Origin of the sequence: Citrobacter sp. SX206 (genome assembly GCF_024181025.1) — a bacterium.
In the GTDB taxonomy this organism is placed as follows: Bacteria; Pseudomonadota; Gammaproteobacteria; order Enterobacterales; family Enterobacteriaceae; genus Citrobacter; species Citrobacter youngae.
The window spans coordinates 3885548-3906869 of the sequence record NZ_CP049738.1 but is presented as its reverse complement, the minus strand read 5'-3'; the positions used below and the strand labels follow the sequence as shown (position 1 = coordinate 3906869).

Annotated in this window: 17 protein-coding genes and 1 pseudogene; 11 read left to right on the top strand and 7 right to left on the bottom strand. The window is 52.9% G+C overall.

Features of this window, described 5'->3' with window-relative positions:
* Positions 1-36: 36 nt before the first annotated feature.
* Positions 37-1410, bottom strand: a complete 1374-nt coding sequence (locus G8S19_RS18890; protein WP_253685704.1) for an MFS transporter — start codon at positions 1408-1410, stop codon at positions 37-39.
* 458 nt (positions 1411-1868) lie between these two features.
* A complete protein-coding gene (rpsT, locus tag G8S19_RS18885) occupies positions 1869-2132 on the bottom strand; it encodes a 30S ribosomal protein S20 (protein WP_003018940.1) in 264 nt (87 codons plus the stop codon).
* A 117-nt stretch (positions 2133-2249) separates the two neighbouring features.
* Here rpsT and G8S19_RS18880 point away from each other — a divergent pair.
* From G8S19_RS18880 to caiF, 11 genes and pseudogenes are all read left to right on the top strand, one after another.
* Positions 2250-2453: pseudogene (locus tag G8S19_RS18880) on the top strand (DUF2575 domain-containing protein).
* Positions 2454-2460: 7 nt separating this feature from the next.
* Positions 2461-3399 carry a bifunctional riboflavin kinase/FAD synthetase gene (ribF, locus tag G8S19_RS18875; protein WP_003837336.1) on the top strand — a complete coding sequence of 313 codons (939 nt, stop codon included), beginning with the start codon at positions 2461-2463 and terminating at the stop codon, positions 3397-3399.
* A 37-nt stretch (positions 3400-3436) separates the two neighbouring features.
* Entirely contained in the window at positions 3437-6253 is a 2817-nt protein-coding gene (gene ileS, locus G8S19_RS18870) for an isoleucine--tRNA ligase (protein WP_253685702.1), read from the top strand.
* On the top strand, positions 6253-6750 hold the full coding sequence (lspA, locus tag G8S19_RS18865; RefSeq protein WP_003018932.1) for a signal peptidase II: 498 nt from the start codon (positions 6253-6255) through the stop codon (positions 6748-6750). Before ileS ends, lspA begins: the two co-directional genes overlap by 1 nt.
* A 117-nt stretch (positions 6751-6867) precedes the next feature.
* Positions 6868-7317, top strand: a complete 450-nt coding sequence (gene fkpB, locus G8S19_RS18860) for an FKBP-type peptidyl-prolyl cis-trans isomerase (protein WP_003018929.1) — start codon at positions 6868-6870, stop codon at positions 7315-7317.
* Position 7318: 1 nt separating this feature from the next.
* Entirely contained in the window at positions 7319-8269 is a 951-nt protein-coding gene (ispH, locus tag G8S19_RS18855) for a 4-hydroxy-3-methylbut-2-enyl diphosphate reductase (protein WP_101741352.1), read from the top strand.
* A 66-nt stretch (positions 8270-8335) separates the two neighbouring features.
* Positions 8336-9250, top strand: a complete 915-nt coding sequence (rihC, locus tag G8S19_RS18850; protein WP_101741353.1) for a ribonucleoside hydrolase RihC — start codon at positions 8336-8338, stop codon at positions 9248-9250.
* Positions 9251-9423: 173 nt separating this feature from the next.
* Positions 9424-10245, top strand: a complete 822-nt coding sequence (dapB, locus tag G8S19_RS18845) for a 4-hydroxy-tetrahydrodipicolinate reductase (protein ID WP_253685700.1) — start codon at positions 9424-9426, stop codon at positions 10243-10245.
* Positions 10246-10700: 455 nt separating this feature from the next.
* Positions 10701-11849: a glutamine-hydrolyzing carbamoyl-phosphate synthase small subunit gene (carA, locus tag G8S19_RS18840; protein WP_003018918.1), complete on the top strand. Its 1149-nt coding sequence runs from the start codon at positions 10701-10703 to the stop codon at positions 11847-11849.
* Between the two features lie 17 nt (positions 11850-11866).
* Positions 11867-15094, top strand: coding sequence for a carbamoyl-phosphate synthase large subunit (gene carB, locus G8S19_RS18835; RefSeq protein ID WP_253685698.1), 3228 nt, complete (start codon positions 11867-11869; stop codon positions 15092-15094).
* Positions 15095-15367: 273 nt separating this feature from the next.
* On the top strand, positions 15368-15763 hold the full coding sequence (gene caiF, locus G8S19_RS18830) for a carnitine metabolism transcriptional regulator CaiF (RefSeq protein ID WP_003018912.1): 396 nt from the start codon (positions 15368-15370) through the stop codon (positions 15761-15763).
* Positions 15764-15839: 76 nt separating this feature from the next.
* On the opposite strand, the gene caiE is transcribed toward caiF, so the two are convergent.
* The 5 genes from caiE to caiA form a co-directional block, all read right to left on the bottom strand.
* Complete coding sequence (gene caiE, locus G8S19_RS18825) at positions 15840-16436, bottom strand: carnitine operon protein CaiE (RefSeq protein WP_124021827.1); 597 nt, start codon at positions 16434-16436, stop codon at positions 15840-15842.
* A 6-nt stretch (positions 16437-16442) separates the two neighbouring features.
* On the bottom strand, positions 16443-17228 hold the full coding sequence (gene caiD, locus G8S19_RS18820) for a crotonobetainyl-CoA hydratase (RefSeq protein WP_253685696.1): 786 nt from the start codon (positions 17226-17228) through the stop codon (positions 16443-16445).
* 54 nt (positions 17229-17282) lie between these two features.
* Positions 17283-18836 carry a crotonobetaine/carnitine-CoA ligase gene (gene caiC, locus G8S19_RS18815; RefSeq protein ID WP_253685694.1) on the bottom strand — a complete coding sequence of 518 codons (1554 nt, stop codon included), beginning with the start codon at positions 18834-18836 and terminating at the stop codon, positions 17283-17285.
* Between the two features lie 62 nt (positions 18837-18898).
* A complete protein-coding gene (gene caiB, locus G8S19_RS18810; RefSeq protein ID WP_253685691.1) occupies positions 18899-20116 on the bottom strand; it encodes an L-carnitine CoA-transferase in 1218 nt (405 codons plus the stop codon).
* A gap of 60 nt (positions 20117-20176) precedes the next feature.
* The gene (gene caiA, locus G8S19_RS18805) at positions 20177-21319 is read right to left on the bottom strand and encodes a crotonobetainyl-CoA dehydrogenase (RefSeq protein ID WP_003018898.1); all 1143 of its coding nucleotides are present in this window, start codon (positions 21317-21319) and stop codon (positions 20177-20179) included.
* Positions 21320-21322: the final 3 nt, after the last annotated feature.

The window sequence follows — 21322 nt, the reverse complement described above, 5'->3', positions numbered from 1 at the left end:
GTGCCTCCCATATTTTGAGGGTAAAGATTAAGAAAGTTATTGGGTGATGGTTTCCAGATCGTGGCGAATCGTCTCTTCCATTGCTTCGTACTTACGGAAGAAAAGTAGCGGGATCGCCGCGAGAGCGAAGAGTAGGGCGGGCGCCCAGATAAAAGCCCAGGTAATGCCTTCCAGGCCCGCAGCGCTTTGGGCATGGTTCGGGACATAGCCAAAACTGTTCATGATCCAGGCGGCGAAAGCGGTACCCAGACCACTGCCCATCTTGATGCAGAAAGTACTGCCGAAGGCGATAAGAATGCCCGTGGCCTTGATGCCCGTTTTCCAGGCACCGAAGTCGACGGCAAAGCCCAACATGGCAAACGGCATTGAGCAGGCGATTCCGCTACCGATATTGCCGAGCACCCAGGCCGCGATGAGGAAAGGTATGTTGTCCGCCGCCAGCCACATCAAGACGCCGCCGAACGTGGCGACCAGCAAGCCTCCTACCCATATCCAGGTTTTAGCCAGGAATTTGCTAAAGAAAGGGATGGCGATGATGAACAGGATCTGAATCGTCGCCAGACTGTTAATCAGCGGAACCAGGTCTTTGCGATCGAGGTTGTAGGTCAGATAATAAACAATGGTTGTGGACCGCTGTTGCAGGGCAATCCAGAAGATCAGATTGGCCAGCACCATCAGGATCCATGGCCAGTTACCTTTCATTGCCGTGAAACTTTTTTTCATCGGCAGTTTTGGTTCTTGCTGTATTTTATCCGCATCCATTTCGCGGATATTTTTAAAGGCGAAAAGCGTTAGCGAACAGGATATCACAGCAAACAGAATCGCCGTGTAAATAAATCCGGCATGATCATTTCCGTTACCTAAAAATGCAACCAGGGGTAATGCTGTGGCATTCATTAATAAAACCCCAATTTGTCCCCCGGTCATTCTCCAGGAATTTAATACCAGCCGTTCCTTAGGGGACAGAGTCATTAGAGGTAATATTGCGCTGAGCGGTGTATTGAGTCCGGTAAATAAAATGCTGGCAATCATGTAGGATATTGCTGCATATATGGCTTTTCCTGTCATGCTGATATCTGGAGACCAAAATGACAGCGCGCTGAATACACCAAAAGGCAGCGGCAGCCATAAGAACCAGGGACGACATTTACCGTAACGTGAACGTGTTTTATCGATAATGATCCCCCAGATTGGGGCATCTATACCATCTACGATACGCGCCAACAGCAGGATGACACCTGCTACGGCGAGACTAATGCCCGCAACGTCAGTGTAGAAATATAAGATGTAGGTTGAGCCGAAACAGTACAGTAGATTACCTGCCACATCCAAAGAGCCGTAGCTAATACGCTGTAGTAAAGATAATGATGCTGACCCGCAAGGCTGGGTATCCTCAATAACAGAACTCATAATAATAACTCCGATATTGGTGCGATACGCCCAGAAAAACAGCTTTTACTTTCCAAGCAAGTTTAAATATTATTTTTTATGTCGTTACTGAATTTAACCTCAGATTAAAATGAGTGAGTAAGGTGTACATGAAAAGTAGTTGACCCTACCGCGGCAATCAATTATCAAATCTTACATCAGGATTGCGTTTATTCGTTTTTGAATGAACGATGTTTCTATTTGCTAAGGTGGTCACAGTTTTTTTAATAATGAAATAAAAAAAGGAAAACAGTGAAAGAAAATAATTTTCAAGTATTACGCGACGCAACTAAGGGAGGGATAGCTGAAAAAACAGGCTGGTCAGGAAGAGCGTGGGCGAGCGAGATCAACATCAGTGGCTGAAGAGAAAAACGCCAGATAGCAGGTATAAAAAAACCCGCTTGCGCGGGTTTTTTCACAAAGCGTCAACAAGCAGGCGATTAAGCCAGTTTGTTGATCTGTGCAGTCAGGTTTGCTTTATGACGTGCAGCTTTGTTTTTGTGGATCAGACCTTTAGCAGCCTGACGGTCCACGATTGGTTGCATTTCGTTAAATGCTTTCAGTGCAGTAGCTTTGTCGCCAGCTTCGATAGCTGCGTATACTTTCTTGATGAAAGTACGCATCATAGAGCGACGGCTAGCGTTGTGCTTGCGGGCCTTTTCAGACTGAACGGCGCGCTTCTTAGCTGATTTGATATTAGCCAAGGTCCAACTCCCAAATGTGTTCTATATGGACAATTCAAAGGCCGAGGAATATGCCCTTTTAGCCTTCTTTTGTCAATGGATTTGTGCAAATAAGCGCCGTTTAAATTCCAGCACTCGTTGCGTAGTGATGGCGCAGGATTCTACCAGCTTGCGTGGCGTGAATACAGCTTTTCGACGAGAAAAATTGCATTGGTGTGCCCGTGAAGGGCGTCAATTTGTTTCATAACAATGAAAACCATCCTCTTTCTGTTTCGTAGAAACAATCGCCGGTTAACCTTGACCGCGGTACAGGGTATACTTTCACGATTTTCACTGTTTTGAGCCAGACATGAAGCTGATACGAGGCATACATAATCTCAGCCAGGCCCCGCATGGGTGTGTGCTGACTATTGGTAATTTCGACGGTGTGCATCGTGGCCACCGTGCGTTGCTGCAAGGCTTACGGGAAGAAGGGCGCAAACGCAATTTACCGGTGGTGGTAATGATTTTCGAGCCACAGCCGCTGGAACTGTTTGCGACGGACAAGTCACCTGCGCGCCTTACCCGCCTGCGGGAAAAACTGCGTTATCTGGCCGAATGCGGTGTGGACTACGTGCTGTGCGTGCGTTTTGACAGGCGTTTCGCCGCATTAACGGCGCAGACCTTCATCAGCGACCTGCTGGTGAAGCGCCTTGGTGTACAATTTCTTGCCGTTGGCGATGATTTCCGCTTTGGCGCTAGCCGTGCGGGCGATTTCTTGTTATTACAGGAAGCGGGCGCTGAGTATGGTTTTGATATCACCAGCACCCAAACCTTCTGTGAAGGCGGTGTGCGTATCAGCAGCACCGCAGTACGTCAGGCGCTGGCCGAAGATAACCTGCAACTGGCCGAAAGCTTGCTTGGGCATCCTTTTACTATCTCAGGACGCGTCGTTCACGGTGATGAGTTAGGGCGCACCATCGGTTTTCCGACGGCAAACTTACCGCTTCGTCGTCAGGTTTCTCCGGTGAAAGGTGTTTATGCGGTTGAAGTGATGGGGCTGGGTGACAAACCGTTGCCCGGCGTCGCCAACATCGGCACCCGGCCGACGGTAGCAGGCGTACGCCAACAGTTGGAAGTGCATCTATTGGACGTTGTAATGGACCTGTATGGTCGCCATATAGATGTAGTACTGCGTAAAAAAATACGCAGCGAACAGCGATTTGCCTCGCTGGATGAACTAAAAGCGCAGATTGCGCGTGATGAGTTGACTGCCCGTGAATTTTTTGGGCTAACAAAACCGGCTTAATGCCTATACGAGTTTTAAATACGGAACCGAGAATCTGATGAGTGACTATAAATCAACCCTGAATTTGCCGGAAACAGGGTTCCCGATGCGCGGCGATCTCGCCAAGCGCGAACCGGGAATGCTGGCGCGTTGGACTGATGATGACCTGTACGGCATCATTCGTGCGGCCAAAAAAGGCAAAAAAACCTTCATTCTGCATGATGGCCCTCCTTATGCGAATGGCAGCATTCATATTGGTCACTCGGTTAACAAGATTCTGAAAGACATTATCGTGAAGTCCAAAGGACTCACGGGCTATGACTCGCCGTACGTTCCGGGCTGGGACTGCCACGGTCTGCCGATCGAGCTGAAAGTAGAACAGGAATACGGCAAGCCGGGCGAGAAGTTCACCGCTGCTGAGTTCCGCGCCAAGTGCCGTGAATACGCAGCGACCCAGGTTGATGGTCAGCGTAAAGACTTTATCCGTCTTGGCGTACTGGGCGACTGGTCGCATCCGTACCTGACCATGGACTTCAAAACTGAAGCCAACATCATTCGTGCGCTGGGTAAAATCATCGGTAACGGTCACCTGCACAAAGGTGCGAAGCCGGTGCACTGGTGCGTTGACTGCCGTTCCGCGCTGGCGGAAGCGGAAGTTGAGTATTATGACAAAACCTCCCCGTCCATCGACGTGGCGTTCCACGCTGCCGATCAGGATGCGGTGAAAGCGAAATTTGGCGTTTCTGACGTCAACGGCCCGATCTCTCTGGTTATCTGGACCACTACCCCGTGGACGTTACCGGCGAACCGCGCAATCTCTCTGGCTCCTGATTTTGACTATGCGCTGGTGCAGATTGACGGCCAGGCTGTGATTCTGGCTAAAGATTTGGTTGAAAGCGTCATGCAGCGTATTGGCGCGGCTGAATACACCATTCTCGGCACCGTTAAAGGCGCTGAGCTGGAACTGCTGCGCTTTACCCATCCGTTTATGGGCTTTGACGTGCCGGCTATCCTTGGCGATCACGTTACGCTGGACGCGGGTACCGGTGCGGTCCATACCGCTGGCGGTCACGGTCCGGATGACTACGTCATCAGCCAGAAATACGGTCTGGAAATCGCTAACCCGGTTGGCCCGGACGGCGCATACCTGGCGGGTACCTATCCGGATCTGGACGGTGTGAACGTCTTTAAAGCCAACGACAAAATCGTTGCGCTGCTGAGCGAAAAAGGCGCGTTGCTGCACGTTGAGAAGATGCAGCACAGCTACCCATGCTGCTGGCGTCACAAGTCACCGATCATCTTCCGTGCGACCCCGCAGTGGTTCGTCAGCATGGATCAGAAAGGCCTGCGCGCGCAGTCGCTGAAAGAGATCAAAGGCGTACAGTGGATCCCGGACTGGGGCCAGGCGCGTATTGAATCGATGGTTGCCAACCGTCCTGACTGGTGTATCTCCCGTCAGCGTACGTGGGGTGTGCCGATGTCTCTGTTTGTTCACAAAGACACCGAAGAGCTGCATCCGCGCGCTATCGAACTGATGGAAGAAGTGGCTAAACGCGTTGAAGTTGACGGCATCCAGGCGTGGTGGGATCTCGATCCGAAAGATATCCTCGGCGACGAAGCTGACCAGTATGTCAAAGTCCCGGATACGCTGGACGTGTGGTTCGACTCCGGTTCAACCCACTCATCCGTCGTGGATGTGCGTCCTGAGTTTGCGGGCCATGCGGCAGATATGTATCTGGAAGGTTCTGACCAGCACCGTGGCTGGTTCATGTCTTCCTTGATGATCTCCACCGCCATGAAAGGCAAAGCACCTTATCGCCAGGTACTGACCCACGGTTTCACCGTTGATGGTCAGGGCCGTAAGATGTCCAAATCTATCGGTAACACCGTTTCTCCGCAGGACGTGATGAACAAACTGGGCGCGGATATTCTGCGTCTGTGGGTTGCTTCTACCGATTACACCGGTGAAATGGCCGTTTCTGACGAAATCCTGAAACGTGCTGCCGACAGCTATCGTCGTATCCGTAACACCGCGCGCTTCCTGCTGGCGAACCTGAACGGGTTCGATCCGGTTAAAGACATGGTGAAACCGGAAGATATGGTGGTGCTGGACAGGTGGGCGGTAGGTTGTGCGCAAGCGGCGCAGGACGAAATCCTGAAAGCCTATGAAGCTTATGACTTCCACGAAGTGGTACAGCGCCTGATGCGCTTCTGCTCCGTAGAAATGGGTTCGTTCTATCTCGACATCATCAAAGACCGTCAGTACACCGCGAAAGCGGACAGTGTGGCGCGTCGTAGCTGCCAGACAGCGCTGTTCCATATTGCAGAAGCGCTGGTTCGCTGGATGGCGCCGATCATGTCCTTCACCGCCGATGAAATCTGGGGCTACCTGCCGGGCGATCGTGAGAAGTACGTCTTTACCGGTGAATGGTACGAAGGTCTGTTTGGCTTAGGCGAAACCGAAGCGATGAACGATGCCTACTGGGACGAGCTGCTGAAAGTGCGTGGCGAAGTGAACAAGGTTATCGAGCAGGCGCGTGCGGATAAGAAAGTCGGCGGTTCTCTGGAAGCGGCAGTGACCCTGTACGCTGAACCTGAGCTGGCGGCGAAACTGACCGCGCTGGGCGAAGAGTTGCGCTTTGTTCTGCTGACCTCCGGCGCGACGGTTGCAGATTTTGCAGCGGCTCCGACTGATGCTCAGCAGAGCGAACTGCTCAAAGGTCTGAAAATTGTCCTGAGCAAAGCCGAAGGTGATAAATGTCCGCGCTGCTGGCATTACACTACCGACGTCGGCCAGGTGGCGGAACATGCAGATATCTGCGGACGCTGTGTCAGCAACATCGCCGGTGATGGCGAACAACGTAAGTTTGCCTGATGAGTAAACCTCTTTGTTCAACAGGACTACGCTGGCTGTGGCTGGTGGTAGTCGTGCTGATTATCGATTTAGGCAGCAAATACCTGATCCTCCAGAACTTTGCTCTGGGGGATACGGTGTCGCTGTTTCCGTCGCTTAATCTGCACTACGCGCGTAACTATGGTGCGGCGTTTAGCTTCTTAGCTGACAGCGGCGGCTGGCAACGTTGGTTCTTTGCCGGTATCGCCATCGGTATTTGCGTCATCCTGATGGTGATGATGTATCGCTCGAAGGCGACGCAGAAGCTGAACAACATCGCGTATGCGTTAATCATTGGCGGTGCGCTGGGCAACTTGTTTGACCGCCTGTGGCACGGCTTCGTGGTTGATATGATTGACTTTTACGTCGGCGACTGGCATTTCGCGACCTTCAATCTGGCCGATACAGCTATCTGTATCGGGGCGGCATTGATTGTTCTCGAAGGCTTCCTGCCGTCGAAAGAGAAAAAAGCCGCATAAAAAAATGCCGGATGGCGCTATGCTAATCCGGCCTACAATTTACTGCGATCCTTGTAGGCTCGGTAAGCGTAGCGCCACCGGGCAGACAGGCGGCAGCAATTTTAAAGAGCAACCTGCATGTCTAAATCAGTACAGAGTAACAGTGCGGTGCTGGTGCACTTCACCCTTAAGCTCGACGATGGCTCCACCGCAGAGTCAACCCGCAATAACGGCAAGCCTGCGCTGTTTCGCCTGGGCGACGGTTCTCTGTCTGAAGGACTGGAGCAACACCTGCTGGGGCTAAAAGAAGGCGATAAAACCACCTTTGCTCTGGAGCCGGATGCCGCCTTTGGCGTATCAAGTCCGGACTTAATTCAGTATTTCTCGCGTCGGGAATTTATGGACGCGGGCGAGCCAGAAATTGGCGCTATCATGCTCTTTACCGCAATGGACGGCAGTGAGATGCCAGGCGTGATCCGCGAAATCAACGGTGACTCGATCACGGTTGATTTCAACCATCCGCTGGCCGGGCATACCGTTCATTTTGATATTGAAGTGCTGGAAGTCGAACCGGCACTGGAGGCGTAAAATGCAGATCCTGTTGGCCAACCCGCGCGGTTTTTGCGCTGGCGTAGACCGCGCTATCAGCATTGTGGAAAACGCGCTGGCTATTTACGGCGCGCCGATTTATGTCCGTCATGAAGTGGTACATAACCGTTATGTGGTGGATAGCCTGCGCGAGCGCGGCGCTATTTTTATCGAGCAAATCAGCGAAGTGCCGGATGGCGCGATCCTGATTTTCTCCGCTCATGGCGTGTCTCAGGCGGTGCGTAACGAAGCCAAAGGCCGCGACCTCACGGTTTTTGATGCAACCTGTCCGCTAGTCACGAAAGTGCATATGGAAGTTGCCCGCGCCAGCCGTCGTGGCGAAGAATCTATTCTGATTGGTCACGCCGGTCACCCGGAAGTCGAAGGCACGATGGGCCAGTACAGCAACCCGCAAGGGGGAATGTACCTGGTTGAATCACCGGAAGATGTGCAGAAACTGAATGTGAAAAATGAAGGCAAATTATCCTTCATGACGCAGACCACGCTCTCCGTTGACGACACTTCTGACGTTATTGATGCTCTGCGTCAACGCTTCCCGAAAATTGTCGGACCGCGCAAAGATGATATCTGTTATGCCACCACCAACCGTCAGGAAGCGGTTCGCGCGCTGGCGGAACAGGCTGATGTTGTGCTGGTGGTCGGCTCGAAGAACTCCTCTAACTCCAACCGTCTGGCTGAACTGGCACAGCGAATGGGGAAAGCGGCGTATTTGATTGACGATGCGACCGACATCCAGGAAGCGTGGGTGAAAGAGGCGAAGTGCGTAGGTGTGACTGCCGGAGCCTCGGCGCCGGATATCCTGGTGCAAAACGTGATTGCTCGTCTGCAGGAACTTGGCGGTGGGGAAGCTATTCCGCTGGAAGGCCGCGAAGAGAACATCGTTTTCGAAGTGCCGAAAGAGCTGCGTGTGGATGTTCGTGAAGTAGAGTAAGTCTTTCCGGTTACGATTATGAGAAGATGCCAGACTTAACGTCTGGCATTTTTTTATGGAGAAACCATGCGCTTACCGATCATTCTTGATACCGATCCCGGCATTGATGATGCCGCCGCCATTGCCGCCGCGCTGTTTGCCCCTGAGCTGGATCTGCAACTGATGACCACGGTAGCAGGCAATGTGTCGGTGGAAAAAACCACCCGTAATGCGTTGCAACTGCTGCACTTCTGGAATGCGGATGTTCCACTGGCGCAGGGAGCATCGATGCCGCTGGTGCGGCCGCTGCGTGATGCCGCTTCCGTGCACGGCGAGTCCGGTATGGAAGGGTATGAATTTGTCGAACACGACCGCCAGGCGATGGCAAAACCCGCCTTCCAGGCGATTCGCGACGCGCTGATGCATGCCCCGCAGCCCGTGACGCTGGTGGCAATTGGCCCGCTGACCAACATTGCGCTGCTGCTGACCCATTATCCTGAATGCGTATTCAACATTCACCGTCTGGTGATTATGGGCGGCTCTGCCGGGCGCGGGAACTTCACACCCAACGCCGAGTTTAATATTGCTATCGATCCCGAGGCTGCCGCGAAAGTCTTCCAGAGCGGGCTGGATATTGTGATGTGTGGGCTGGATGTTACTAACCAGGCCATGCTCGCCCCGGACTATCTGGCGACGCTCCCCCAGCTTAACCAGACGGGAAAAATGCTGCACGCGCTGTTTAGCCATTACCGTAGCGGCAGTATGAATACGGGGCTGCGAATGCACGATCTCTGTGCCATTGCCTGGCTGGTGCGCCCGGAACTGTTTACCCTGCAGTCGTGTTTCGTGGCGGTTGAAACCCAGGGCGAATATACCTCGGGTACGACGGTGGTGGACATCGAAGGACGTCTGGGGCATCCAGCAAATGCGCAGGTTGCGTTGGACCTGAACGTTGAAGGTTTCCAGCAGTGGGTGGCAGAGGTACTGGCGCTGGCCCCTTGATCTCCACGCTTTATAACCCGATGACGCTGCTTATTCCGTGGCGTCATGCCTTTTACTGATATCTCTGCCTGTTTATCATTAAATTCTAATTATCGACGTTTTCGGCTGGCGGCGCAGCGTTGCGCTGGTTAATCTGAAAACGATTTACGTAAAATTAACAAAAGAGAATAGCTATGCATGATGCACAAATCCGCGTTGCCATCGCGGGAGCCGGAGGACGCATGGGGCGTCAGTTGATTCAGGCCACTCTCGGCATGGATGGCGTACAGCTCGGCGCGGCACTGGAGCGCGAAGGCTCGTCCTTACTGGGAAGCGATGCCGGAGAATTAGCGGGAGCCGGGAAAACGGGCGTTACCGTACAAAGCAGCCTTGAAGCGGTGAAAGATGATTTCGATGTTTTCATCGATTTTACCCGCCCGGAAGGCACGCTGACGCATCTGGCGTTTTGCCGCCAACACGGTAAAGGGATGGTGATTGGCACCACTGGCTTTGATGACGCAGGTAAACAGGCTATTCGTGATGCGGCGCAGGAGATTGCTATCGTTTTCGCCGCGAACTTTAGCGTCGGCGTCAACGTTATGCTGAAGCTGCTGGAGAAAGCGGCGAAAGTGATGGGCGATTACACCGATATTGAGATTATTGAAGCCCACCACCGCCATAAAGTGGATGCGCCGTCAGGCACTGCGCTGGCGATGGGCGAGGCGATTGCCGGGGCGCTGGATAAAGATCTGAAAGACTGCGCAGTCTATTCCCGTGAGGGTTACACCGGCGAGCGCGTACCGGGCACGATCGGCTTTGCCACGGTGCGGGCGGGGGATATCGTTGGTGAGCATACCGCGATGTTTGCTGATATTGGCGAGCGTATTGAGATCACGCATAAAGCGTCCAGCCGCATGACCTTCGCCAATGGCGCAGTGCGTTCGGCAATTTGGCTAAAATCAAAGCCAAATGGTCTTTTTGATATGAAAGATGTGCTTGATTTACGCAGTTTGTAGCTTTTATTACCCTTCGTGATGTGGTTATTGTAATCATAATTAATTGATTACATAGGGCAATATTTTATTGCCCTTTTATTTTTCACTTTCTGATGTGTTTTTCCTTTTAAGATAGTATTTATCTGTGTTTTGTTGGGTATTTTTGTTATCTCATTGTAAATTTTGACCAAATGGTCCACTTTTTTCTATCGTGTTTCATGTTTTTACACTCTTCATCCACCGCAAGCGTTTTCCACCCCGAGTTAGCTGATCTTTTTGCCTGTTAAATCGTGTGATTTATCCCAGTGGCGCAAAATAATAATAAAAATTACCCTTTTGGGTAGACTTTTACGTGGGCTATCTCTAGAATGCCGCCGTTTGCCAGAAATCCATAGGTAAGCAAATTTGCATTGATTCATGATGTGTTAATGAATTAATATGCAAATAAAGTGAGTGAATATTCTCTGGAGGGTGTTTTGATTAAGTCAGCGCTATTGGTTCTGGAAGACGGAACCCAGTTTCACGGTCGGGCCATAGGGGCAACAGGTTCGGCGGTTGGGGAAGTCGTTTTCAATACTTCAATGACCGGTTATCAAGAAATCCTCACTGATCCTTCCTATTCCCGCCAAATCGTCACTCTTACTTATCCTCATATCGGTAATGTCGGCACCAATGAAGCCGATGCAGAATCTTCACAGGTACATGCGCAAGGCCTGGTCATCCGCGACCTGCCGCTGATTGCCAGCAACTTCCGCGATACCGAAGACCTCTCTTCTTACCTGAAGCGCCATAACATTGTGGCGATTGCTGATATCGATACCCGTAAGCTGACGCGTTTGCTGCGTGAAAAGGGGGCACAGAACGGCTGCATCATCGCGGGTGATAACCCGGATGCGGCGCTGGCACTGGAAAAAGCAAAAGCTTTCCCTGGCCTGAACGGTATGGATCTGGCGAAAGAAGTGACCACCGCGGAGCCTTATAGCTGGACGCAGGGGAGCTGGACGCTGGCGGGTGACCTGCCGGAAGCAAAATCTGCCGATGAACTGCCGTTCCACGTTGTGGCTTACGATTTCGGCGCTAAACGTAACATTCTGCGTATGTTAGCGGACCGCGGCTGCCGCCTGACGGTTGTACCGGCGAAAACCTCAGCAGAAGACGTTCTGAAGATGAATCCGGACGGTATCTTCCTGTCCAACGGCCCTGGCGACCCGGCGCCGTGCGACTACGCGATTACCGCGATTCAGAAATTCCTCGAAACCGATATTCCGGTATTTGGTATCTGCCTCGGCCATCAACTGCTGGCGCTGGCGAGCGGTGCGAAGACCATTAAGATGAAGTTCGGCCACCATGGCGGCAACCATCCGGTAAAAGATATTGATAACAACACCGTGATGATCACCGCGCAGAACCACGGTTTTGCTGTAGATGAAGCCTCCATGCCTGCCAACCTGCGCGTGACCCACAAGTCACTGTTCGACGGCACCTTGCAGGGGATTCATCGTACCGACAAACCGGCATTCAGCTTCCAGGGGCACCCTGAAGCGAGTCCGGGTCCGCACGATGCCGCACCGCTGTTCGACCACTTTATCGAGTTAATTGAGCAATACCGTCAGTCCGCGAAATAATCAGGAGTAAAAGAGCCATGCCAAAACGTACAGACATAAAAAGTATCCTGATTCTGGGCGCGGGTCCGATTGTTATCGGTCAGGCGTGTGAGTTTGACTATTCCGGCGCGCAGGCGTGTAAAGCCCTGCGTGAAGAGGGTTACCGCGTTATTCTGGTGAACTCCAACCCGGCAACCATCATGACCGACCCGGAAATGGCCGATGCCACCTACATCGAGCCAATTCACTGGGAAGTGGTACGCAAAATCATTGAGAAAGAGCGCCCGGATGCGGTGCTACCAACCATGGGCGGTCAGACCGCGCTGAACTGCGCACTGGAACTGGAACGCCAGGGCGTACTGGCTGAGTTCGGCGTGACCATGATTGGCGCGACGGCGGATGCTATTGATAAAGCGGAAGACCGTCGTCGCTTCGACATCGCGATGAAGAAAATTGGTCTCGACACCGCGCGTTCAGGCATCGCTCACACCATGGAAGAAGCGCTGGCGGTTGCCGCTGACGTTGGCTTCCCGTGCATTATCCGTCCTAGCTTCACCATGGGCGGCACCGGTGGCGGTATCGCCTACAACCGCGAAGAGTTCGAAGAAATCTGCGAACGCGGTCTGGACCTTTCCCCAACCAACGAGCTGCTGATTGATGAATCGCTGATTGGCTGGAAAGAGTACGAGATGGAAGTGGTGCGTGATAAAAACGACAACTGCATCATCGTCTGCTCCATCGAAAACTTCGATGCGATGGGCATCCATACCGGTGACTCCATCACCGTAGCACCTGCCCAGACGCTGACTGACAAAGAATATCAAATCATGCGTAACGCCTCGATGGCGGTACTGCGTGAAATTGGCGTGGAAACCGGCGGTTCTAACGTCCAGTTTGCGGTAAACCCGAAAAACGGTCGCCTGATTGTCATCGAGATGAATCCGCGCGTATCCCGCTCCTCGGCGCTGGCGTCCAAAGCCACCGGCTTCCCGATTGCTAAAGTTGCCGCCAAGCTGGCGGTGGGTTATACCCTCGACGAGCTGATGAACGACATCACCGGCGGCCGTACTCCGGCCTCGTTTGAGCCGTCCATCGATTACGTTGTGACGAAAATTCCACGCTTCAACTTCGAGAAATTCGTTGGTGCTAATGACCGTCTGACCACACAGATGAAATCTGTCGGTGAAGTGATGGCGATTGGCCGCACCCAGCAGGAATCGCTGCAGAAAGCGCTGCGCGGTCTGGAAGTGGGCGCGACCGGCTTCGACCCGAAAGTCAGCCTGGACGACCCGGAAGCACTGACTAAAATCCGTCGCGAGCTGAAAGACGCTGGCGCTGAGCGTATCTGGTACATCGCCGATGCCTTCCGTGCTGGCCTGTCCGTCGATGGCGTGTTCAACCTGACCAACATCGACCGCTGGTTCCTGGTGCAGATTGAAGAGCTGGTGCGTCTGGAAGAAAAAGTCATTGACCTTGGCATCAACGGCCTCGACGCTGACTTCCTGCGCGTACTGAAGCGCAAAGGCTTCGCTGATGCGCGTCTGGCAAAACTGGCCGGCGTTCGCGAAGCGGAAATCCGCAAGCTGCGCGACCAGTACAACCTGCACCCGGTCTACAAGCGCGTGGATACCTGTGCGGCAGAATTCGCGACCGACACCGCTTACATGTACTCCACTTATGAAGATGAGTGTGAAGCGAATCCGTCCGTCGACCGCGATAAAATCATGGTGCTGGGCGGTGGTCCAAACCGTATCGGTCAGGGCATTGAGTTCGACTACTGCTGCGTACACGCCTCTCTGGCGCTGCGCGAAGACGGTTACGAGACCATTATGGTCAACTGTAACCCGGAAACCGTCTCTACCGACTACGACACTTCCGACCGCCTGTACTTTGAGCCGGTAACCCTGGAAGACGTACTGGAAATCGTGCGCATTGAGAAGCCGAAAGGCGTCATCGTACAGTATGGCGGCCAGACCCCGCTGAAGCTGGCGCGTGCGCTGGAAGCTGCAGGTGTACCGGTTATCGGCACCAGCCCGGATGCCATCGACCGCGCGGAAGACCGTGAGCGCTTCCAGCAGGCGGTTGACCGTCTGAAGCTGAAGCAACCGGCGAACGCTACCGTAACGGCTATCGAACAGGCTGTTGAGAAGGCGAAAGAGATTGGTTACCCGCTGGTGGTGCGTCCATCCTACGTTCTCGGCGGCCGCGCGATGGAAATCGTCTATGACGAAGCCGACCTGCGTCGCTACTTCCAGACTGCGGTCAGCGTTTCTAACGATGCGCCGGTACTGCTGGACCGTTTCCTTGATGATGCGGTTGAAGTGGACGTGGACGCTATCTGCGACGGCGAAATGGTGCTGATTGGCGGCATTATGGAGCACATCGAACAGGCGGGCGTACACTCCGGTGACTCCGCATGTTCTCTGCCTGCGTACACGCTGAGCCAGGAAATTCAGGATGTAATGCGCCAGCAGGTGCAGAAACTGGCCTTCGAACTGCAGGTTCGCGGTCTGATGAACGTTCAGTTTGCGGTGAAGAATAACGAAGTTTACCTGATTGAAGTGAACCCGCGTGCGGCGCGTACCGTTCCATTCGTCTCCAAAGCAACGGGTGTTGCGCTTGCAAAAGTCGCGGCACGCGTAATGGTCGGAAAAACGCTGGCACAGCAGGGCGTCACCAGGGAAGTTATCCCGCCGTACTACTCGGTAAAAGAAGTGGTGCTGCCGTTCAACAAGTTCCCGGGCGTTGACCCGCTGTTAGGGCCGGAAATGCGCTCTACCGGGGAAGTGATGGGCGTGGGGCGTACCTTCGCAGAAGCGTTCGCTAAGGCACAGCTGGGCAGCAGCTCCACCATGAAAAAACAGGGTCGTGCGCTGCTCTCCGTTCGCGAAGGCGATAAAGAGCGCGTGGTTGACCTGGCGGCGAAGCTGCTGAAGTTTGGTTTTGAGCTGGATGCGACGCACGGCACGGCGATTGTGCTGGGCGAAGCGGGTATCAATCCACGTCTGGTGAACAAGGTGCATGAAGGGCGTCCGCACATTCAGGACCGTATCAAGAATGGCGAGTACACTTACATCATCAACACCACCGAAGGGCGTCAGGCGATTGAAGACTCCAAGCTGATTCGCCGCAGCGCACTGCAGTACAAAGTGCATTATGACACTACCCTGAACGGCGGTTTCGCGACGGCGATGGCGCTGAATGCCGATGCCACTGAGAAGGTGACCTCTGTGCAGGAAATGCACGCACAGATCAAAAAGTCATAAAAAATAGGTTCGGTGATAATTGTGTTAACCTGACCTGCAATATAATCTTGAAAGGGTTTCTGTAAAGAAACCCTTTTTTAAATTCGCGTAAGGTCATTCCTGGCCAAATGCACTTTCATAACCACATTTTCAATGTAATAAGCACGATATAGCTCACACTAATCAACATTCAAGTCGCATACTATCCTTTATATCCACAATTTTAATATGGCTTAGTTTTTATTAATTTGGACAGGCCGTAGCCAGATTTTTAATTTGTGAAATGGTGTGCTTATGTGTGAAAAATATGTTGAAAGACCGCTTTATTTGTTAATTGCTGACTGGATGATGGCTGAGGATCGTTGGATCACCGCAAAGGAAATTTCCCGCCATTTTGATATTGAGCACTGCAAAGCAATTAATACTCTCTCTTATATTCTGTCGGAAGTGGGAGAAATTGTTTGTGAAGTTAAGATGATCCCTAATCAGATTGCAGGCCGGGGCTGCCAGTGCCAGCGTCTGGTAAAAGTCATCAGTATTGATTCTCACCTCTACAACCGATTGAGCCACAATTTGCAGGAAAAAAAGGTGAGTGTGGCGAAAACGCCGCGGCTGTCTGCCGTTCCCCCAACAGAGCTCAACCGTGAGCAGAAATGGCAGATGATGCTCTCCAAGAGTATGCGTCGCTAATTGTCAGTTTGCCTGATGGCGTTATAAACGGTGGTTGACGCGTAGGCCGGATAAGCGTGAGCGCATCCGGCATCAATTACTGTGCTGATTTGGGTTTTACGTCCGTCGTGCCTTTCAGGCGCGGCCGGTGTTTTTCGACCCGCGTTAATGGCTGCGTCTCGTGTAGGCTTGTTTGGCAGCGGGTTGCAAGGTCCTGATACTCTTTGGTGTTTAACCGTTTCCAGTGCAGTTCCTGAACCGTGACTTCACGCAATACGCGAGCGGGTGAGCCCACCAGCATCTGCCTGGCCTCCCCCTGAAAGCCGGCTTTGACAAAGCTCATGGCGGCGACAATGCTCTCTTCACCAATCACTGCGCCGTCCATAATGACGCTGTTCATGCCGATCAGCGCATCTCTGCCCACCACGCAACCGTGCAGGATTGCGCCATGGCCGATATGCCCATTCTCATGCACGATGGTGTCAGTGTCGCAATAACCGTGCATGATGCAGCCATCCTGCAAGTTAGAACCTGCCTCCAGAATCAGGCGACCATAGTCACCGCGCAGTGAGGCATGTGGGCCGACGTAGACGCCAGCCCCCACGATCACATCACCAATCAACACGGCGCTGGGATGAACATACGCCTCTGGATGTACTACCGGAATCAGGCCTTCAAAGGCGTAATAGCTCATCGGTTATCAGCGTCCTTTCCACACCGGATCGCGTTTTTCCGCAAATGCCAGTGGTCCTTCCAGCGCATCTTCCGAGTGCAGCACCGACGGATAGTGCTTCAGCACACCACTGCGGATGTAACGGTAGCCTTCTTCTACCGGCATTTCGCTGGTCGCACGATAAATCTCTTTCAGCGCGGCGATAGCCAGCGGGGCGCTATTCACCAGCTGCTGCGCCAGTTCGCGCGCGCTATCCATCAGTTCGCTCTGGCTGACAACGCGGTTGACGATACCCCAACGTAGCGCTTCTTCGGCGCTCATTCGTCTGCCTGTCATCACCATTTCGTTGACGATAGCCGGTGGCAGTAGCTTCGGCAGACGCAGAACGCCGCCGCTGTCAGGCACGATCCCGAGCTTGGCTTCCGGTAGCGCGAAGCTGGCATTTTCCGCGCAGACGATGAAATCCGCAGCTAGCGCCAATTCAAAACCACCGCCAAACGCATAGCCATTTACCGCAGCGATGACCGGTTTATCGAGGTCGAAAATTTCGGTTAAACCGGCAAAGCCGCCTGGGCCAAAATCGGCATCCGGCGCTTCACCTTCAGCTGCCGCTTTTAAGTCCCAGCCCGCAGAAAAGAATTTCTCACCACCGCCGGTGATTATCGCTACGCGTAATTCCGGGTCATCACGAAAATTAAGAAACGCTTCGCCCATGGCAAAGCTGGTTTTGGCATCAATGGCATTGGCTTTAGGCCGGTCGAGGGTAATTTCCAGTATCGGGCCGTTACGGGTCAGATTTAATGATTCACTCATAGTTCATCTCCAGATAAATAGATTTCCCGGTAGGAGCAATTCCTGCCGTGAGGGTTATTTCAGATTTTTTTTGATTATTTTTCCTGAACAATTGCGCGGCAGGTCGGTTCTTATCTCCATAAAAGAGGGAACCTTGAATTTCGCCATATTGTTTTCGCAGAAGCTGAAGAACTCGGCTTCGCTTAATGTTTCACCTTCATTAAGGACGATAAACGCTTTAATGGCTTCATCACGGATTGAATCTTTAATACCGACAACCACAATGTCCTGAATTTTTGGATGCGCAGAAATAATATTTTCCAGCTCGACGCAGGAGACATTTTCTCCGCCGCGTTTAATCATGTTGCAGCGTCTGTCGACGAAATAAAAATAGCCATCCGCATCCTGATAGCCCGAATCACCGGTATGTAACCAGCCTTCTGGTTCCAGCGCTTTGGCGGTCGCCTCCGGCTGGGCATAGTACTCTTTGAAGATGGTTTTGCCCGGCACGCCTTTAATACAGATTTCACCAATTTCTCCGGCGGGCAGGGGACGGTTGTGATCGTCACGGATTTCGGCTTCATAGCTAAAACCCACACGACCAATAGAGGGCCAACGCCGTTTGTCTCCGGGGCGATCGCCAATAATGCCGACGATGGTTTCGGTCATACCGTAGGAGGTCAGCAGCCTGACGCCAAAACGTTCGGTAAAGGCGTCTTTTTCCTGCTCGGATAAATTGAGATAGAACATCACTTCGCGCAGGCGATGCTGTCTGCCCGTTGGCGCTGGGGGTTGAACCATCAGCGTTCGGATCATCATCGGAATGCATTCGGTGACCGTCGCCTGGTATCTACGTACCTGATCCCAAAACGCCCTGGCGCTGTACTTTTCCAACAGCACAAAGGTGCTGCCTGCGGAGAATGCCGCCATGGCTGCCGTACACTGACAGTCGATATGAAAAGCGGGCATTACCGTCATGTAGACGTCATCATCGCGCAGGGCGATTTGCCAGGAAGTGTAGTAGCCGGCAAATCGCAGATTGTAGTGGGTAATCACCACCCCTTTAGGCCGTGAGGTGGTGCCAGAGGTAAACAGAATTTCCGCCGTATCGTCAGTGGATAACGCAGGTGTATAGCACAGCGTGGCGGACTGGCGGGATTGCAGTTGGGTAAAGTGGCTCACGCCGTCGTCAACCGGAAGCTGTTCGCCAATCAGACAGATATGATTAAGCGGTGTGGTATTTTCCAGCCGTATCTGGCGGTACATAGGATAAAACTGGGCGCTGGTGACCAGCAGGCTTACCTGGCTGTTTTGCAGGATCCAGGCGCTTTCTTCACCCAGCAAACGGGCATTAATCGGCACCATGATGGCGCCAATTTTTGCCAGCCCAAACCAGCAAAAAATGAATTCCGGACAGTTATCCAGATGCAATGCGACCTTATCGCCCTTGCGGATCCCTAAGGAATGGAACAGGTTTGCCGTGCGGTTAATCTCTTCATTGAGCGAGGCATAGCTAAATTGCCGAACGTTTCCTTCGCAGGATTCGAAAATTAACGCTGTTTTATCTCCGTACACCCCGGCCAGGTCGTCCCACATCTGACGTAAGTTTTGTCCGCCAACGATATCCATATTGCTTTATCCACTGAAATCAGGCGTGAGCGCTAACCCACTCGCGGGTCAGCGCGTCGCGTTTATTCCTCAACTCTGGCCAGGCCTTTGCCGACCAGCTCATTTATATCTGCTTCGCTATAACCAATATTTTTCAGAATGGCGGCAGTATCCATGCCGTGTGATGGCATGCCACGCCAGATTTTCCCCGGGTTGTTTTTAAATTTCGGCATGATGTTTGGCCCTTTGCAAGTGCGGCCATCCATTGTTTGCCACTGAGTAATCGATTCACGGGCAACGTACTGCGGGTTGTCTTCCAGTTCTGGAATGGTCAGCACCTTCGCGCAGGCGATGTTCAGCTCAGCAAAGCGCGCCTGGACTTCGGCGATGGTGTGTGTTGCCAGCCACGCGTCCAGTTTCTCTTCCACGAGCGGGCCGTAAGGGCATTCCACGCGATGGATAAGCTGGGTACCTTCCGGGACTTCCGGCGTGCCAAGAATGTGGGCGAGGCCAATATCGTTGAAGCACTCGTTGATTTGCGTGATGCCGACCAGCTCCATGACGATGTAACCATCGGCGCATTTATACAGACCGCAGCCAGCGTAATACGGGTCTTTGCCTTTGGTCATGCGTGGGCAAATTTCGCCGCCGTTAAAGTAATCCATCATGAAATACTGACCCATGCGCAACATCACCTCGTACATGGCGATATCGATGCTTTCACCTTTACCCGTTTCGCGGACTTTGTGCAGAGCCGCCAGCGCCGCTGTCGTTGCGGTCATCCCGGAGAAGTAATCGGCGGTGTACGGGAAGGCTGGCATTGGCTGATCTACGTCACCGTTTTGGATCAGATAGCCGCTGAACGCCTGCGCGATAGTGTTATATGCCGGAAGATTGGTGTACTCCTCGGTACCAAACTGGCCGAAGCCGGAAAGGTGGGCGATAACCAGTTTTGGGTTATGTTGCCACAGCACTTCATCGGTAATGCCGCGACGGGCAAAGGCCGGGCCTTTACTGGCTTCAATGAAAATATCGGTGGTTTCCATCAGCTTCAGAAACGCTTCCCGGCCTTCATCTTTGAAAATATTCAGTGACAGGGCGTGCAGGTTACGACGTGAGAGCTGCGGATAGTTAGGCTGCACGCGGATGGTATCGGCCCATGCGACGTTTTCAATCCAGATAACCTCAGCACCCCATTCGGCAAACATCTGTCCGGCGAACGGACCGGCAATCTCGATCCCTGAAAAGACAACTCGTACCCCGGCAAGTGGGCCAAAGGTTGGCATTGGTAAGTGATCCATAATTTTGCTCCTGGCAGTTAGTTGTAGGCCGGATAAGCGAAACGTTATCCGGCATCCCACTTAGCGGTATTGCTTGAGTACCGCACGACCCAACGTCAGGATCTGCATTTCGTCAGAACCACCAGAAACGCGGTCAACGCGCAGGTCACGCCAGAAGCGCGTGATGCGATGGTTACCCGCGATACCCACGCCACCCAGCACCTGCATGGCGGTGTCTACCACTTCAAATGCCGCGTTGGCGCAGAAGTATTTGCACATGGCCGCGTCACCCGAGGTAATAGTGCCGTTATCCGCTTTCCATGCGGCTTCCAGCAGCATGTTTTTCATGGAGTTCAGTTTGATCGCCATATGCGCAAACTTCTCCTGAATCAGCTGGAAACGGCCGATCGTTTCGCCAAACTGTACGCGTTGGTTGGCGTAGCGCGCGGCGTCTTCAAACGCGCACATTGCCGTACCGTAGTTGGTCAGCGCGACGAGGAAGCGTTCATGGTCAAACTCTTCTTTCACGCGATTGAAACCGTTACCTTCCCGACCGAACATGTCTTTCTCGTCCAGCTCAACGTCGTCAAAGGTGATTTCACAGCAGCTATCCATACGCAGACCGAGTTTCTCCAGTTTGTTGACCTTGATACCCGCCTTGCTCATGTCAACGAACCACTCGGTATAAACAGGTTTATCCGGCGATGCGCCATCTCTCGCCATCACCACGATGTACGGGGTATAGGCGCTACTGGTGATAAAGCACTTACTGCCATTAAGATAAACCTTACCATTTTTACGTGTATAAGTGGTTTTCAGGCTACCAACATCCGATCCCGCTCCCGGTTCGGTGATCGCAGAGTTCCACATCTGCTTACCGGTTCCCTGGAACGCCATGATTTTATCGATTTGTTCCTGAGTCCCTTCACGCAGGAAGGTATTAAAACCACCCGGTAACTGGTACAGCACATAGGTTGGCGCGCCCAGGCGGCCGAGTTCCATCCAGACGGCGGCCACGGTGACAAAACCCGCTTCCAGTCCACCGTGTTCTTCCGGAATCAACAGGCTATCAATGCCCATATCCGCCAGCGCTTTCACAAAACGCTCAGGGTAGACGCTGTCGCGATCGCACTCGGCAAAATAAGCTTCCCAGTTCTCACTGGCCATCAGTTCACGAATACCGGCGACAAACAGCTCCTGCTCGTCATTTAAGTTGAAATCCATCTT

Bases quoted from the DNA above. Each gene is read 5' to 3' on its own strand.
- G8S19_RS18890 (WP_253685704.1), bottom strand. From the start codon at position 1,410: ATGAGTTCTGTTATTGAGGATACCCAGCCTTGCGGGTCAGCATCATTA.
- ribF (WP_003837336.1), top strand. From the start codon at position 2,461: ATGAAGCTGATACGAGGCATACATAATCTCAGCCAGGCCCCGCATGGG.
- ileS (WP_253685702.1), top strand. From the start codon at position 3,437: ATGAGTGACTATAAATCAACCCTGAATTTGCCGGAAACAGGGTTCCCG.
- lspA (WP_003018932.1), top strand. From the start codon at position 6,253: ATGAGTAAACCTCTTTGTTCAACAGGACTACGCTGGCTGTGGCTGGTG.
- fkpB (WP_003018929.1), top strand. From the start codon at position 6,868: ATGTCTAAATCAGTACAGAGTAACAGTGCGGTGCTGGTGCACTTCACC.
- ispH (WP_101741352.1), top strand. From the start codon at position 7,319: ATGCAGATCCTGTTGGCCAACCCGCGCGGTTTTTGCGCTGGCGTAGAC.
- rihC (WP_101741353.1), top strand. From the start codon at position 8,336: ATGCGCTTACCGATCATTCTTGATACCGATCCCGGCATTGATGATGCC.
- dapB (WP_253685700.1), top strand. From the start codon at position 9,424: ATGCATGATGCACAAATCCGCGTTGCCATCGCGGGAGCCGGAGGACGC.
- carB (WP_253685698.1), top strand. From the start codon at position 11,867: ATGCCAAAACGTACAGACATAAAAAGTATCCTGATTCTGGGCGCGGGT.
- caiF (WP_003018912.1), top strand. From the start codon at position 15,368: ATGTGTGAAAAATATGTTGAAAGACCGCTTTATTTGTTAATTGCTGAC.
- caiE (WP_124021827.1), bottom strand. From the start codon at position 16,436: ATGAGCTATTACGCCTTTGAAGGCCTGATTCCGGTAGTACATCCAGAG.
- caiD (WP_253685696.1), bottom strand. From the start codon at position 17,228: ATGAGTGAATCATTAAATCTGACCCGTAACGGCCCGATACTGGAAATT.
- caiC (WP_253685694.1), bottom strand. From the start codon at position 18,836: ATGGATATCGTTGGCGGACAAAACTTACGTCAGATGTGGGACGACCTG.
- caiB (WP_253685691.1), bottom strand. From the start codon at position 20,116: ATGGATCACTTACCAATGCCAACCTTTGGCCCACTTGCCGGGGTACGA.
- caiA (WP_003018898.1), bottom strand. From the start codon at position 21,319: ATGGATTTCAACTTAAATGACGAGCAGGAGCTGTTTGTCGCCGGTATT.